The following is a 15,660-nucleotide window of genomic DNA, read 5'->3' on the forward strand; positions in this document are numbered from 1 at the left end:
ATTTTCATATCTAAAATTGTTTTTTATATTCAGTATTTTGATATTTCAGTATTGCTGTAAGCCCTTTTCCGTCAGAACCTGCCTTTGACCATGTTACCGGCACATCAATAGTACCTTTAGCTATATTGACTTTGACCGTATTCGGCAAATTCGCCCCTGTTTCAGACACATAAATATTTTTTGCTGCTCTTTCAAGCATTTCATTCACTGTTTCCACAGGAATATTTATATTAAAGACTTTTTCCCTTTCTTCGGAACCTGCCCTTAATACAGCTTTCAAAGTTACACTTCTCCCATTTCCGCCTAAAAACTCCTTATTAACCTTTCCCGTAACAGGCAGAAAATTCGAATTTGACGAAATCCATTTAATATTTACATTAGTTCCGTTAGAAGCGGTCATCGCTCTCAAAAGGTCTATTTTCCCTTTAGTGTTTACGTCATTCTGGGATACTGACAGTTTCTTTGTTATTTCTTCCACTGCTGCAACATCTGCGGCATTCGTCTTATTTGTGGCGACTGCACTGTTCTGAACATGATATTCCATTTTAATACTTCCGTCATTTTCAAGTATTTTTTTATTGATGTCATATACAGCTTTTTTGGAAGATATTTTTGTTTTTCCCTGATAAGAAACTACATTTCCGAGCAGAGTTACCATTTTATCTTTCATATTTACCGTTGCTTTATCCGCACTTGTATTCAGATTTACAAGTTGCGGTAATTTACTTACTATTTTTACGTTATTTTGGGCATTCCCTATTTCACTGTTCAAATCAAGATATAGAAAATTTGACGTCATCTGTGTTTCGTTTCTAAAATCAAGTATTACCTGATCTCTTGCCAGCACAAGATTTTTTGAAGTATCTATTTCATTATATTGAGAGTAGAGGTTCAGCTGTTTGTACACCATATGAACGTTTTCCTTGATTTCACTTCTTGTAATACTCATATCATTGTTACTGTGAGAAATAAAGTATACTTTTGCCGTATTCCCCTTAAAATGAACGGCTTCCGAATCTACAAGCTTTGTCGGATTATTCACAAAATCCTTTACATTCCCTCTTATTTTCCCGTTAATATTTCCGTCAAATCTAAATTCTTTTTTTTCAAAACTTCCCTGTCCTGTCTTTGAGTTTATTATATCTCCCTGAACACTCGTCATCACCATATTATTGGCAAATATATCTTTCGCTATCGTATTCATTGTTCCGTTTGAGCCTCTGACTGTAAAGTTCTGTTTTGTTACCGCGAAATTAGCCGTAAATGTCGTATCTCCCGTTTTAAACTGGTAAACAAGTCCGTTTCCGTTCATTTTATAGTCATCATAATTCATAGTATAATGCTGAGTTGTAGTCAAAACTTCATTTGCAAGGTCATATACCCCGCTCTGAAATGTTCCTGTAGAATTTCTCGGAAAATAAGTAAATTTACCGTTTCCGTCAGCATTGGCTATCTGTTTCAGTTCATCATAAAATACATGATTTGCCTTTACGTTCAAATCTTTGTTTTTATAATCCACATTTCCCGTAGCATCCACCTGTTTTTTCTCAATAAAATAAACGCCTTTATTTGCAGCAATATCACTTTTTTCATCTTTATATTTTACATTTCCTTCGGCTTCAGCCCTTTTATCTATGTCGTTATATACAACTTTGTCAGACTTTAGTTCTCTCGTTTCTTTTTTATATATTACATTTCCTGTACCTGTTATTTCCTGAAAACTCACGGTAGTTTGCACCTTATCCGCTTCCAGTTCGGTTTTATCTTCATTATTTACAACTTTTGTTCTCGTATTGGAAATAATAAGGTCTCCCTCTTTTTTATAGTCCACATTCTCTGTGAATATATTCCATTTATTGTCCTTTGTTCTTCCTACTACATTATTTTTCAAAGTAATATCCGACGTCGCTGTATTTACTTCGGCGTCTTTTGCGGATATAAGCATATTTTTTTTAAGTAAATCTATTATAACTCCTTTAAATCTTATAATTCCGCCACTCTGAGCCCCTCCAATCTGCTCATCTGCATATATGACAGCATCATCTTTTAATTTATATACAACGTTTTTTGCTTTCATTTCCTGTTTCATTTTTTCGACAGGAGTATTATCTATTTTTTTAAAAAATACTGCATATAAGAAATATAATAAGATAATCAGCAAGCCCCCGTAGGCTATTTTCTTCCACATTATTTTTTCTCCTCTAATTTTGCTTTTATTTCAGATAAAAATTTTAATGCTTCCATAGGTGTGATATTGTTTATATCTTTATTTTCAATACTGTATATGATTTCATCTGCAATCTCGTCCCGTTTATCTTCTATATAAAAATTAGAATTTGATTTTTCATAATCTTCTTCTATTTCAGAAATCTGACCGAAAAGAGAAAGCTGCTGAACGTCAATCGCTTTTTCCATTTGTTCTTTTCTCTGCTCAAGTTTGTGAAGTATCTTTTTGCTTTCGAGAAGTATCTCTTTAGGAATTCCCGCAAGCCTTGCTACTTCTATACCGTAAGATTTATCGGCTCCCCCTTTGACAATGTTTCTCAAAAACATTACTTTTCCTGACTTTTCTTCGACTTCTATACGGTAATTTACAATATTTTCATATCTGTTTTCCAAGTCCGTAAGCTCGTGATAATGGGTTGCAAATATTGTTTTTGCTCTTATTTTTTCATGTATATATTCTGAAATGGCAGTAGCTATCGAAACACCGTCAAACGTTGACGTTCCTCTTCCGACTTCATCTAGAATAATAAGGCTTTTTTCTGTAGCATTATTTATAATATTTGATACTTCGCTCATTTCAACCATAAATGTACTCTGACCTGTAAGAATATCGTCAGAAGCCCCTATTCTTGTAAGATATTTATCCACAATCGACAGTCTGGCTCCCGACGCAGGAACATATGAACCTATCTGTGCCATTATTGATATTAGTGCGACCTGCTTCATATAAGTGGATTTACCCGACATATTAGGTCCTGTAAGTACCGTAAATCTTTCTTTTTCAGTCAGCAGTGTATCATTTGATACAAAATCGGATCTGCCTATGAGCTTTTCCACGACAGGATGTCTGCCGTCCTTTATATCAATGGAAAAATCATCTGTAATTTCAGGTCTTATATAGTCATTTTCTATTGCTACCGTTGAAAATGATACAATCACATCAAGATAAGCCAGTTTTTCTGCAAGTTTTGTAAAATCTGCCTTATGTTCTTTTATTTTCCCGCTCACTTCTTTGAATAAATAATACTCTAAATCTTCTATTTTTGCCTTAGAATTTATAATAGTATCTTCATATTTTTTCAGTTCGGGAGTAATAAACCTTTCTGCATTGCTCAAAGTCTGTTTTCTAATATATGTATCAGGAACCATATGAAGATTTGATTTCGTAATTTCTATGAAATAACCGAAAACTTTGTTATATTTGATTTTCATAGTTTTTATCCCGGTAGCTTCTCTTTCCTTTTTTTCAATTTCTAAAAGAAAATCTTTTCCGGAATTCATTATACTGTGTATCTCATCAAGTTCAGCATTGTATCCTTTCTTGATTATGCCTCCCTCTCTGACTGTAAATGGTGCATTCTCATCTATACTCTCTTCAAGCAAATTGTAAATATCCGTCAGCACATCAGTGTTTATTTCATCCGAAAAATGAGTATTTCTCAATATATTCATTATTTCTATTGAAGCTTTTACCGTATTTTTCAAAGCGATTAAATCTTTCCCGTTTTCATTTCCGAATATTATTTTTCCCATAAGCCTTTCAAGGTCATAGACATTCTCAAGCTTTTCCTTCAAATCTTCACGCATAAGAATATTATCAATAAAAAATTGGACATCATTCTGTCTTTTGATAATCTCATCAATATCGAGCAACGGATTATTAATATATCTTTTTAAAAGTCTTGTTCCCATTGAAGATTTGCATTTATCAAGAACCCATAAAAGAGAACCGTAAAAAGTTTTCTCCCTCTGATTTTTAACAAGTTCCAGATTTTTTGCCGTTATGGCATTTATCTCCGCATAGTTGGAAACATTTAAATATTCTATCTTTTCAACTGTAAGGTCATTTTCTATCTGCATTGACATGGCATAGTCCAAAGCAATGGCAGCAGCCTCTATTACTGCTTTTTTATCTTTTATTCCGTAACTCTCAAGGGAAACTATATTAAAATAGTCCGCCAGCAGTTTTTCCGAATCACGCACCTTACTCACAATACTTACCGTTGCATTATTTTTTTGCACAAAATCATCAAGTTTTTCTTTTATAGTTTCATAAAAAGAATTTGTTACGAGTATTTCTTTCGGCTCTATTTTATTCAGCTCATTAAAAAGTCTGATACATTCAGGACTTTCTTCAATTTCCGTAACTTTAAATTCCCCCGTGGTAATGTCTATATATGCTATCCCTATTTTATCTTCATCTACCCTTATACTCAAAAGGTAGTTATTACTTTTGGAATCAAGGGAATCCACATCGATAATCGTTCCGGGAGTAATAATTTTTGTTACTTCCCTTTTCACTATTCCTTTTGCAAGCTTCGGGTCTTCAACCTGATCACAGATTGCAACTTTATATCCTTTGGAAATTAATTTTGCTATATAGGAATTTACCGAATGATATGGAACTCCCGCCATAGGAACATCCTCATCTTTTTCCCTGTTTCTCGACGTCAGTGTAATACCGAGTTCTTTTGAAGTTTTGATTGCATCTTCATAAAATACTTCATAAAAATCGCCCAGTCTAAAAAAAAGTATGGAATCCTGATGTTCGGATTTTATATCTTTATACTGTTTCATTAATGGGGTCTGTGCCATTATTTATACCTCTATTTCTAACTTGTTTTTATCATATAAGTATAGCATAAATTGTCTATTATTTCCACTGTATAGCTGAATTTTAAATTTTACAGCAAAAAAATTTTCCAATAAAAAATAATGCAGAAAAATAATAATCCATAAATGATATTTCTTAATATTTTTTACATTATTTTTATTTTTAAAAATCAGCTAACAAAACAAATCCATATCAAAGTTAAAATTAGATAACCGATCTTAATACAAGAGCGGAACATACCGATTTTTCCAATAAGAAGGAGGATAATTAAACATAATAGCCGCTCCCCATACAAAAGCCATTATTGAGAATATCATTCCCGCAATTGCTATTTCTTTCCGTTTTTCATTTTCTTTTCCTAAAAAACCTAACATTATACCGCTTCCCGCCAAAATAAGTCCGCCTGTACCCTTAGTAAAAAAAGTTATAAGTAATGAAATAATTCCTAAAATTAATGACGCAATTTCCATAATTTTTCTCCTTGAATTTTTTTATATCCCCAATTCTTTAAATTTTTTCAGATTTTCCTCATATAATTTTTTGTCTGAAGATTTTATCTTCAAATTTGCTTCCTTGACTGTAGTTATAATACTGTTTTTCATATCGTCTGCGGGATTTCCGTCAATATTCAGTTTTTTTATATAAGAATAATTATCAATAATATATTTCACAGTTTTTTCGTTATTTTCTAAATATTTATAATAAATCCACATATTCTGTTCAATAAGCTCCATAACACCGTAATCATCATAATAGCTGTAATATTCGGATTTTTCCGTTCCGGCAGTTTTATCCTTTTTATATTTTTTTATTGACATTTCGGCATTTCTTATAGACTCTTCAAATTTCCCCATTTTGCTGTATACGTTTGCTAAACCGCTATATCCTGTGGGAGATTCGGGAAACAATTTCACTATTTTTTCATAAATATCTTTGGAACGGGAATAATCACTATAAATTTCATAGTATATAAATGCCAAATCAAGATACAGACTCTGTTTTTTAGGATTAGCTTTTATAGCATTTTCATATGCTTCCGCTCCGTCAGGAAAATCATTATTCATCATATAATAATCGCCTAAAGCTTTCCATGCCATATAATTTCTTTTATCCAGTCTGACAGCTTCTAAATATATTTTCTTCAATTCTTCACTTTTCCAGTTTCTTTCTGTCATACTTTCTCCCCGTAAATAAGTATCTATAGACTTTCTATTTACTTTATACTGAATAAGTTCTTTTTTATCCTTTGAAAGATTGTCGGAAAATATTCCAAAACTTGTTAATATAAATATGATCATTATAATAAATTTTAAGCCTATTTTTTTGCCTTTTCCTTTTTCAGCGGTGAATTTTTGGATATTTTCTATCATTTTCATCACTTCCTCTTTAAGATTTATATTTCAATATTATCAGACAAACATTAAAGAAAAATGAGAAAAATATCGTCATATTGGCATTTCGATAAAATAATGCTATACTTAATAGTCAAAAATCGGAGAAACTAAGCTCAGGAAAGGAGAAAATCGGAATTTATGACAAAAGAAAAAAAACAGGAATATCTTATCATTACACTTTTGCCTTTTATTATGCTGATTTATTCTATTGTTTTATCAACTCCCTACAAATTAATCGAAGGAATGAAAAATATTCTTCTGTCTGACGGAATACTCATTACAGATTATTTTTTTGTGGGAGGAAAAGAAGCAGCTCTTTTGAATGCTTCTATTATTACACTTATAAACATTTACCTTTTATATAAAATGGATATGAAAATAAACGGACTGGTTATATCGGGAATATTCCTTATGCTCGGATTTTCCCTAATGGGAAAAAATATACTGAATATAATACCGTTCTATATCGGAGCATACTTATACGCAAAAATGAATAAAAAAACTTTTAAATCAGTTGCAATAGTATGTATGTTCTCTACTTCTCTTTCACCTTTTGTAAGTGTTATAGCCGAATTTTTCGGATATTCATTATTAGGGATTGCTGTTGCTCTTATTTCAGGTATAATTTTAGGATTTGTCATTCCTCCTATTTCCGCCCATGTTTTACATATACACGGAGGATTTAGCCTTTATAATACGGGATTTGCAGCAGGACTTGTCGCAATAGTGTCCTATTCTATCCTAAAAGCAGCAAAAGTCGAGGTTTCTTTTAAAAAAGACTTTACGGAAACAATGGATTATAGACTGTTAATACTGTTTTCAGCAATCTTTTTATTTTATATTATTTACGGATTTATAAAAAACGGATATTCTTTCAGTGGACTGAAAAGCCTAATCTCCCATTCGGGAAGGCTTGTCAGTGATTTTACCGTTACAGAGGGATTTTCTGTCGTTGTTATAAATATGGGAATACTCGGATTTTTATGTCTGGGACTTATTCTCATACTGTTTCCTATGTTCAACGGTCCTATTCTGTCAGGAATGATTACCGTTATAGCTTTTGCAGGTTTCGGAAAACATATAAAAAATATTTCCCCTGTAATAGTCGGTGTTATTATTGCATTTTACTTATTCAGGCAAAATACATCTCTTACAGCTTTTGCTATCACACTGTTTTTTTCTACTACTCTTGCCCCAATCAGCGGGAAATTCGGCATTTTTCCGGGAATAATTGCAGGCTTTCTGAATTACTGCCTTGTCTCAAATATAGGCTCTGCACATGGAGGATTAAATTTATACAATACGGGACTGGCAGCAGGTATCGTAGCAAGTATAAGTGTTCCCATACTTAATCTTTTTCAGAAAGGAGAATGAAATGAAAAAAACAAAAATAATTTCAAAAATAGTAAATGAGATAACTTCTTTTTATCTGGAAAAAGGAACTGAAAATTTTCAGATTAAAGTTGACAAAGCTCCTGAAAAAAATCAATACACTGTTTTTTCATACGGGCTGATAAGTCTATCCGAGAAAGAATATGAAAAAATAAAGAAAATGACAGCTATACACCATGATGTTGAATATGATGAATATTGGGAACTTATGGGAGAAGGAGAAAATTCCGATGAGCTTATTCTTGTTTCAAGAATTTGCGATTCTATTGAAATTAAATATGAAAACAGCATACTGGAGCTGATTTTAAAGAAAAATATATAAATATAAAATATTCTATTTAATTATTTTATTCAATTATAGCTTTTAAATATAACTTTTAACTATATAGTTTCTTTATAAAATATATGTTATTCAAAAGATTTATTATTCAAAATTTTATAATAAAAAATAGAAAATAGATATTATAAAAAATAGAAAATTAGCTAAAATATAAAATTAATTGACAAAAAGACTATTTTTATATATAATGTATTCAAAAGATTTTTGTAATCATTTTAAATTAAAAATAATAACATATAGGAGGAATTATAATGTCTTTAATCGGAAAAAAATTGGAAAACTTTACAGTACAGGCATATCATAATGAAGAATTTAAGGAACTGTCTTTTGAAAAAGATATGTTAGGAAAATGGAATGTTTTTGTATTCTATCCTGCCGACTTTACATTTGTATGTCCTACAGAGCTGGAGGACTTGGAAGATAATCACGAAGAACTGAAAAAATTAGGATTTAATGTTTATTCGGTAAGTACAGATACTCATTTTACTCACAAAGCGTGGCACGACCATTCCGACGCAATCAGAAAAGTTACTTATGCTATGATAGGAGACCCTACAATGGCTGTATCAAGAATGTTTGAAGTATTGAACGAAGAAACTGGACTTGCATTCAGAGGTACTTTCATAGTAAATCCCGAAGGAAAAATCGTCGCTTATGAAATAAATGACGAAGGAATTGGAAGAGACGCAGCAGAACTGGTAAGAAGAGCAAAAGCTGCAAAATTTGTCGCTGACAATCCGGGATTGGTATGTCCTGCCAAATGGAAAGAGGGAGAAGCTACATTAAAACCGGGACTGGATTTAGTAGGAAAAATTTAGTTGTTATTCAATAATAAATATTATAATAGTAAATATTATAACTGAACCGAAAATATTTTTTAAATTCATTTAATACTGATAATAAAGTTTGGATATAGAGAATATTTTCGGATTTTATTTAAAAAAAAAACTATAAGGAGAAAATTATGGCATTTTTAGATACTAATATAGTTGAACAGTTAAAAGGATATTTTGATAAGATTTCAGAGCCTGTGGAAATAGTGTCTTTTCTTGACGACAGCCAGAAATCATTGGAACTCAAAGCTTTTTTAACTGAGATAGATGAAATATCCGACAAAGTAAATTATACTGAAAAATCTTTTGGAGAAGATACTTCCCTCGAAGAAAAAGCGGGAATAACAAGACCTGTTTCATTTACTCTGCTTAAAAATAATGAAAAAACAGGGATAAATTTTTACGGTATTCCGGGAGGACATGAGTTTAACAGCTTTATTCTTGCAATTTTAGGACTTGCAGGATTAGGAAAAAAATTGGAAGAAGAACAGATAAACAGAGTTTTATCAGTCAATAAATCTTTAAATATCGAGACATTTATTTCATTATCATGTACTAAATGTCCTGAAGTGGTACAGGCGTTAAATCTTATCTCGTTAAGTAATCCTAATATTACCGCTTCATTAGTAGACGGAGGAGTATATCCAGAAGAAGTCGCGGAAAAAAATATTCAGGGAGTTCCTGTTGTATATATAAACGGAAAACAGGCTGCCGTAGGAGAGCAGACTGTTGAACAGCTTATCAATTTAGTTGTTAATGCTTAAAAAATTTGTAGGTGAATAATCATTACGTTTCTATAATTATTATGTTTATTATATTTTTTGTATTTTTTTAGCTGTTTCTTTTTTGCTTTTTATATATACTATCTTATGTTATAACAAGAAGTTACTTCTCCTTTTTTTATTCTAACATACAGACAAAAATTAGGCAAAAAAACTACACCCTCTATCTTGTGTCCAAGATTTTGGGTGCAGTTTATTTTGCTTTTTTTAAATTGCCAAATATATTTATATTTAATCAATCTATATTTTTGTAAATTTTTAAAAACAAATTTACTTTCCTTATGCTATTTGCAAACTTTTATAGCTGCTGAAATCATTTATAATAAAGATTTATAATAAAAATAATACTGAAAATATTTATTTACAAAATTTTACTCATTTGCTTAAATTATATATTCTTGAATTATACATTATTATACACTTTATTCTATATATTTTTTATAAATTCAAATTTTTTCAATATACTTATATAATCGAGTAATTCTATATCTTCTTCAACAACTTTTGATATGATACATCTTTTCTCATCTATTCCCAGATTTTTAAGAGCTATTTCCAGTTCTCCCTCGTATCTCATATATTTACTGTTACTTACAAGTATATCTCCTCTTTTTATAGGATTTTCAGTTGAAATTTTTTCTATGTCTATCTTGTATTTTGCGAGTTCTTTCGTTATATATTCACAAAATTTTTTTCTTGTTTCTCCTATATTTCCGTCAGAAACTGCTCTTACAACATATTCAGATGAATCTGTTCTATCCTGAAATATCCTGTCTGTCAGTATATCGCAACTATTTCTTAGAGGTATCACCCCCTTATTGAAATAACTGAATTCTTTCCAATGTTCACAAGACAAACCTATATCTCCTATCAGAATTATATCAGTATTCAAAGACAGCAAATCAAGGCATGATTTGAGAAATCTCATTTTACGGTGTTCTTCCACGGTAGGAAGTCCTTCGTATATAGGTTTTCTCAACTCATCTCCTTTTACAAACGCCATTGTTTTTATCCCGTATTTTTTATATTTTAAATTCTGTTCCAGCAAATATTCCCTTGAAACACCTGTAAATCTCTTAGGATAAAAATTATGCAGACTAAGTACATTGGAAAAATCTATTCCCTGTTTTTCCAAATATTTCAAATCTTCTTCCGTTACTGTACTCGCATTCAATACTATTTTATTCTTCTCCGAAAGTTTTAAAATCTCATCAGCAGTCAGTCCGTCATCTATTCTAAGATATATATTTTCCAAATTCAGATTTATTATATCTTTAGTCGTACTGTTTATATCCACTATCAGATTTAATTTTTTTTCAGTACAGAGCCTGATTATTTTTTCAAGCTCTGACTGTTTGTCAATTTTTTCTTCGGATATATTCAAAGAAGTAAATACATATTCAGCTCCTGATTTCACCGCTTTTTCTATAATATTTTCATTTTTCCCGATATCTGTACTTAGATAAACTGAAAATCCTGTTTCCACAATTTTTTTCATATTTATTTTTCCCATTTATTTTTTATTTTTTCTAACTTTTATTTCTTGGAATATTTTTTTATCTATTAATTTTGATATTTCCAATATAGAACAAAAAACATTTCAAAAAATATAAAATTATTGAAAATTTATATTTTTTATTCTATTTACTCAAATTCATTTTTTCAAGTTCTTCTTTTATCTGTCTGTATTCAGGGCTGATTTTTCCTGTTCTTTTATTTAACAGATTTATCAGTTCGACCGTATCTCTTACGTCGGCATTATTTCTATATTCAGGGTCAGTTTTTATAAGGTTGTATTTTCCTTTTATTAAATCTTCAAGAAGTCCGTTCATTCTCAAATCTGTATCCTTTTTACCGTTTTTATTTGAAAATGCGTCTATTATTATGGAACTTATTACGCCGTAATTAGTAGTATAGTAGTGATTTCCATAAAAATCATTAGGTTTTTTTGCAGGGTCTATTACTCTTGAATTTTTTGCATTTGTCAACAAAACAATAACTAAATTTTGCGACGGCTCTATAACTGTAAGCGTACCTGTCCAGCCTGTATGCCCTACCGTCTCTCTTGAAGCCAGTCCTGAAAATGCCCATTTATAAATAAAGTCTCCCTGTCTTCTCCAGCCCAGACCAAAACTTGAGTTTATATCTTTAGGTTTTGTAAAATTATCCAGTGTCGTTTTATCAAAAAATCTAATGTTGTCATATCCGCCCTCATTCACAATAATTTGTGCCAATTTTGCAACTTCATAGGCATTGGAAAATAATCCCGCATGTCCTGACACACCTTTCATTGAATAATAAGCTTTTTCATCGTGGACTTCTCCCTGAATGGTATATTTTCTCGCATTTATGAAATCTATCGTATTATCCCTTGTATTACCGTTTAATTCAGTTGCAGCAGTTTCATTTTTATTGATACCGTTTTTCAGCGGATTAAATGTCGTTCTTTTCAAGTTCAGTTTATTATAAAAATTTTCTTTTAAGTAAGTATCCAAATCTTGAGAAGTAACTTTTTCAACTATAAGCCCTAAAAGCATATAATCCACATCCGAATATTTTGTTGAAGTTTTCGGTTCATATATCAAAGGAGTTTTCATTATTGCTTTTACCACATTTTCCTTACCTATGGCATATAAGTCATTTTTCCCGTTGGGAATTCCGTCATCCTTATCGTACTTATCATTGAAATATTGAGGGTCAGGCGGAAATCCCGCCTGATGTTTCAATAAATCGCTTATTTGCACTTTTTCTTTATTATTTCCTTTAAATTCGGGATAAAATTTATAAACATAGTCATCAAGGTTCAGTTTTTTCTCCGATACCAGCTTCATTATAGCATAATTTACGGCATACATTTTTGTATTGCTCGCCAAATCATAGACAGTTTTATCGGTAACTTTCACTTTATCCTTTATTTCCGTACCGTCCTGATTATAGTTATTTACATAACCGTAACTGGATAATATTTCAAGGTTTCCGTCTTTTATGACCGCTATTTGAGCCGACGGAAGTCCCGCTTTTACTTCTGCCTTTATAAATTCATCAAGAAATTTTACAGTTTCATCATTATAGCTTTTTTCCTTTTTATTTTCAGTAATTGTCGGATAAGGAATTTTTACATTTACTTTACCGTTTAAATTACTAATCTGAAAAATATTCTTGTCATTTTTAGTTATTTTTGAAATATCTATTTTTTTTGTTCCTTTTCCTTTTAAATCATCGGTTTTTAATCTGATTCCGTTTATATAAATATCGGCATTATCAAAATTTTCATATTCTAAAATTATATATCCCTGATTTTTAAAAGCTTTAAATTCAAACATCTGGTTTGTAAGTATGGAGTCGTCAAAATTTTCCTTACTTACAGGAAAGCTTTTTTCTATCTGATAAGAATATATATTCAGAAATATCAGCATATTAATCAATATAAAAAATATTTTTCTCATAAAATGCACCTCCTGCTTTCCTAACTTATTTTTTGCTGAATTATAAGATTAATACTAAATTTTCAGAAAACATTTCACTTTTTTGAATTATTTCTATCGAACTTTTATATAAATCTTATCAGCTCCTGCCTGATATATCCTATTTTCGATTAAACATCTGATTGAAAAAATAAGTCTGGCTTTTTATGGAATTATCCCAATATTCCCAAGTATGTGCTCCGGGTCTTTCAATATATTCATGTTTTATATTCAACTCAAGAAGCTTTTTGTGCAGCTCTCTGTTAGGCTCTATGAAGAAGTCATCTACTCCGCAGTCTATTATAATATTGGATTTTGTTCCTATAAGTTGGTGAGATATATCTTTTATATTATATTCTTTCCAGTCGCTGTTCAGAACTTTTTCTATTCCCCAGTTGCCTTTATACTGTTCGGGGTCCATTCCGCCGCTCATACTTCCGATATTTCCGAAAACATCCTGATTTTTGATACCTATATAGAAAGCTCCGAACCCTCCCATACTCAATCCTGTTATTGCCCTGTGTTCCTTAGTCTTTGAAGTTGTATAATTTGTATCGATATAATTAACTAACTCTTTTGATACAAAAGTATAGTATTTTGAATCCTTTTTTATAGGACTGTCTATATACCAGCTGTCATAATTTCCGTCGGGTGAAACATAAATAATGTTATACTGGTCAGCCAATTTTCCTATGGAAGTTTTTTCAGGATAATTTTTATTATTTCCTGACCAGCCGTGCAAAACATATATAGTATTATAGCTTTTTCCTGCGGAATATCCTTTTGGTAAGATTACCGTTACAGGTATATCCTTTCTCATTGATTTACTGTATATTTTTATATCCTGTTCAACAAAGGCAAATCCTAAAAGTGAACAGAGAAAAAGTAAAAAGGCTATTATTTTTTTCATTTTCATCACTCTCCATATATTTCTTCTATTCTTTCATCATCCACTCCAAAGAAATAAGTTAAAACAAATCCTCCTGCATATGCTCCAAGCATTGCTATTATAAAGTATAGCCATGTTCCAGGAACTACTATCAGTAATCCGAACAATCCTGAAACTCCTTGGGATATAGTACCTAAATGAAATAATACCGCTAAAAATCCTCCTATACCTGAACCTAAACATGCTGTAATAAACGGTTTTCCTAAAGGCAGTGTTACTGCATACATCAGAGGTTCTCCTATTCCCAATATTCCTACAGGCAGAGCGTCCCTTGTCATATTTTTGAGTTTCTGACTTTTAGTTTTCATATAAATTGCAATTCCTGCACCAACCTGTCCTCCACCTGCCATCATAAGTATAGGCAATAAATAGTTAATTCCTTTTGTAGGTCCTTCAGGATTATTAAGCAATGTATGAATAGGTGTCAAAGCCTGATGTAGTCCAACTGAAACTAATGGTAAAAAACCTGCCGCAAGAATATATCCTCCCAATATTCCTAATTTATTATACGCAAAATCAAGAATACTAAATATTCCCGCTGTTATAAATGTTCCTACAGGCTGAATTATGAGTAAGGCTATAAACACACTTATAATCAAAGTCAAAAGTGGAGTAAGGAATGTATCAAGTATTACAGGAACTATTTTTCTAACCTGTTTTTCCAGATATGCCACTATTATACCCATAAATAATGAAGCAAGCAGTCCTCCTATACCGGGAGTAAAAGGTTTACCTGTAAAAGGGAGTATAACCGCACTCTTGTCCTCGACTTTTAAAAGTAAGGGAAGTACAGGATTTGCAACAAATATTGAACCTATAATTCCACCAAGTACTGCTGTTCCTCCAAATTCCTTAGCTGCATTCATTCCTACATATATGGCAAGATATCCGAACATAACAAAACCGACACTTTTTATGGCTGCAAACCACCATACGGTACTGTACGCATTTTTTGTCATAACATTTATAACATTTGTCAGTCCCATTATCAGTCCTGCCGCTATTATTCCGGGAAGCAGCGGAACAAATATATTTGCTATTTTTTGAAGAAATCTCTGAACAGGACCGTTATGTTTCTGTTTATTGACTTTTTTATTCTCATTAGCCACATCTTTTACATTAATGTCCGAATTATCGGAAAATCCCAAGGAAATCCCTGTAAGTTTTGAAAATTCATCGCCTACCGAATTTACTTTTCCCGGCCCTAAGACTATTTGTAAAGTATCGGCTTCCACAACATTCAGTACTCCCTCAACTTTTTTCAGTTTTTCTATATTTACTCCCTGTTTGACTTTCACTCTAAGCCTTGTCATACAGACCGCATTTGAAATGATATTTTCCTTTCCTCCTAAAATTTCGTAAATCTCTTTTGCAGTTTTTTTAGCATCCATAATCTTCTTCTCCTTTTTCTGAATTTTATTTAATTTTTTGCTTTTATTATTGCCTCTTACAATATATTTTTATCCCAATAATTTTAAATTTTATTTATTTTTGACTTTTATTATTTTGATTTTTTATCATTACATTTTTTAATTTCAATATTATCAACTATCATATGATATAATTTCTGTCATAATATATAAGAATATTATAATAATCAATAGGGTTGTCTCATAAAGTAAATAAAATTACCAAATCATAAATTCTATATATTTTACTATATTTA

At 31.1% G+C, this 15,660-nt stretch carries 12 protein-coding genes; 4 read left to right on the forward strand and 8 right to left on the reverse strand.

Annotated elements, in window-relative coordinates:
- Positions 1 to 10: 10 nt before the first annotated feature.
- The 4 genes from ACO5J6_RS03660 to ACO5J6_RS03675 form a co-directional block, all read right to left on the reverse strand.
- The gene (locus tag ACO5J6_RS03660) at positions 11 to 2,188 is read right to left on the reverse strand and encodes an LptA/OstA family protein (protein ID WP_485642136.1); all 2,178 of its coding nucleotides are present in this window, start codon (positions 2,186 to 2,188) and stop codon (positions 11 to 13) included.
- Entirely contained in the window at positions 2,188 to 4,821 is a 2,634-nt protein-coding gene (gene mutS, locus ACO5J6_RS03665; protein WP_485642137.1) for a DNA mismatch repair protein MutS, read from the reverse strand. Before mutS ends, ACO5J6_RS03660 begins: the two co-directional genes overlap by 1 nt.
- A gap of 237 nt (positions 4,822 to 5,058) precedes the next feature.
- Entirely contained in the window at positions 5,059 to 5,310 is a 252-nt protein-coding gene (locus ACO5J6_RS03670; protein WP_485642138.1) for a hypothetical protein, read from the reverse strand.
- Between the two features lie 21 nt (positions 5,311 to 5,331).
- Positions 5,332 to 6,216, reverse strand: coding sequence for a tetratricopeptide repeat protein (locus ACO5J6_RS03675; RefSeq protein ID WP_485642139.1), 885 nt, complete (start codon positions 6,214 to 6,216; stop codon positions 5,332 to 5,334).
- A 156-nt stretch (positions 6,217 to 6,372) separates the two neighbouring features.
- Here ACO5J6_RS03675 and ACO5J6_RS03680 point away from each other — a divergent pair, with 156 nt between their 5' ends.
- The 4 genes from ACO5J6_RS03680 to ACO5J6_RS03695 all read left to right on the forward strand — a co-directional run bounded on the left by ACO5J6_RS03680 (position 6,373) and on the right by ACO5J6_RS03695 (position 9,563).
- Complete coding sequence (locus ACO5J6_RS03680; RefSeq protein ID WP_485642140.1) at positions 6,373 to 7,608, forward strand: DUF1576 domain-containing protein; 1,236 nt, start codon at positions 6,373 to 6,375, stop codon at positions 7,606 to 7,608.
- Position 7,609: 1 nt separating this feature from the next.
- The gene (locus tag ACO5J6_RS03685; protein ID WP_485642141.1) at positions 7,610 to 7,948 is read left to right on the forward strand and encodes a hypothetical protein; all 339 of its coding nucleotides are present in this window, start codon (positions 7,610 to 7,612) and stop codon (positions 7,946 to 7,948) included.
- Between the two features lie 269 nt (positions 7,949 to 8,217).
- On the forward strand, positions 8,218 to 8,784 hold the full coding sequence (ahpC, locus tag ACO5J6_RS03690; protein ID WP_485642142.1) for an alkyl hydroperoxide reductase subunit C: 567 nt from the start codon (positions 8,218 to 8,220) through the stop codon (positions 8,782 to 8,784).
- Between the two features lie 146 nt (positions 8,785 to 8,930).
- Positions 8,931 to 9,563, forward strand: a complete 633-nt coding sequence (locus tag ACO5J6_RS03695; RefSeq protein ID WP_485642143.1) for a thioredoxin family protein — start codon at positions 8,931 to 8,933, stop codon at positions 9,561 to 9,563.
- 445 nt (positions 9,564 to 10,008) lie between these two features.
- Here the strand turns inward: ACO5J6_RS03695 and ACO5J6_RS03700 are convergent, their stop codons facing one another.
- From ACO5J6_RS03700 to ACO5J6_RS03715, 4 genes are all read right to left on the reverse strand, one after another.
- Complete coding sequence (locus ACO5J6_RS03700; RefSeq protein WP_485642144.1) at positions 10,009 to 11,079, reverse strand: MupG family TIM beta-alpha barrel fold protein; 1,071 nt, start codon at positions 11,077 to 11,079, stop codon at positions 10,009 to 10,011.
- A 142-nt stretch (positions 11,080 to 11,221) separates the two neighbouring features.
- Complete coding sequence (gene pbp4b, locus ACO5J6_RS03705) at positions 11,222 to 13,027, reverse strand: penicillin binding protein PBP4B (RefSeq protein WP_485642145.1); 1,806 nt, start codon at positions 13,025 to 13,027, stop codon at positions 11,222 to 11,224.
- Positions 13,028 to 13,166: 139 nt separating this feature from the next.
- Positions 13,167 to 13,955, reverse strand: a complete 789-nt coding sequence (locus ACO5J6_RS03710; protein WP_485642146.1) for an alpha/beta hydrolase — start codon at positions 13,953 to 13,955, stop codon at positions 13,167 to 13,169.
- A 5-nt stretch (positions 13,956 to 13,960) separates the two neighbouring features.
- Positions 13,961 to 15,385 carry a PTS transporter subunit EIIC gene (locus ACO5J6_RS03715; protein WP_485642147.1) on the reverse strand — a complete coding sequence of 475 codons (1,425 nt, stop codon included), beginning with the start codon at positions 15,383 to 15,385 and terminating at the stop codon, positions 13,961 to 13,963.
- Positions 15,386 to 15,660 lie beyond the last annotated feature (275 nt).

It is taken from the genome of Pseudoleptotrichia sp. (genome assembly GCF_057270515.1).

Excerpts from the sequence above, each read along its gene's own strand:
- ACO5J6_RS03660 (WP_485642136.1), bottom strand. The coding sequence starts at position 2,188 with ATGTGGAAGAAAATAGCCTACGGGGGCTTGCTGATTATCTTATTATAT.
- mutS (WP_485642137.1), bottom strand. The coding sequence starts at position 4,821 with ATGGCACAGACCCCATTAATGAAACAGTATAAAGATATAAAATCCGAA.
- ACO5J6_RS03670 (WP_485642138.1), bottom strand. The coding sequence starts at position 5,310 with ATGGAAATTGCGTCATTAATTTTAGGAATTATTTCATTACTTATAACT.
- ACO5J6_RS03675 (WP_485642139.1), bottom strand. The coding sequence starts at position 6,216 with ATGAAAATGATAGAAAATATCCAAAAATTCACCGCTGAAAAAGGAAAA.
- ACO5J6_RS03680 (WP_485642140.1), top strand. The coding sequence starts at position 6,373 with ATGACAAAAGAAAAAAAACAGGAATATCTTATCATTACACTTTTGCCT.
- ACO5J6_RS03685 (WP_485642141.1), top strand. The coding sequence starts at position 7,610 with ATGAAAAAAACAAAAATAATTTCAAAAATAGTAAATGAGATAACTTCT.
- ahpC (WP_485642142.1), top strand. The coding sequence starts at position 8,218 with ATGTCTTTAATCGGAAAAAAATTGGAAAACTTTACAGTACAGGCATAT.
- ACO5J6_RS03695 (WP_485642143.1), top strand. The coding sequence starts at position 8,931 with ATGGCATTTTTAGATACTAATATAGTTGAACAGTTAAAAGGATATTTT.
- ACO5J6_RS03700 (WP_485642144.1), bottom strand. The coding sequence starts at position 11,079 with ATGAAAAAAATTGTGGAAACAGGATTTTCAGTTTATCTAAGTACAGAT.
- pbp4b (WP_485642145.1), bottom strand. The coding sequence starts at position 13,027 with ATGAGAAAAATATTTTTTATATTGATTAATATGCTGATATTTCTGAAT.
- ACO5J6_RS03710 (WP_485642146.1), bottom strand. The coding sequence starts at position 13,955 with ATGAAAAAAATAATAGCCTTTTTACTTTTTCTCTGTTCACTTTTAGGA.
- ACO5J6_RS03715 (WP_485642147.1), bottom strand. The coding sequence starts at position 15,385 with ATGGATGCTAAAAAAACTGCAAAAGAGATTTACGAAATTTTAGGAGGA.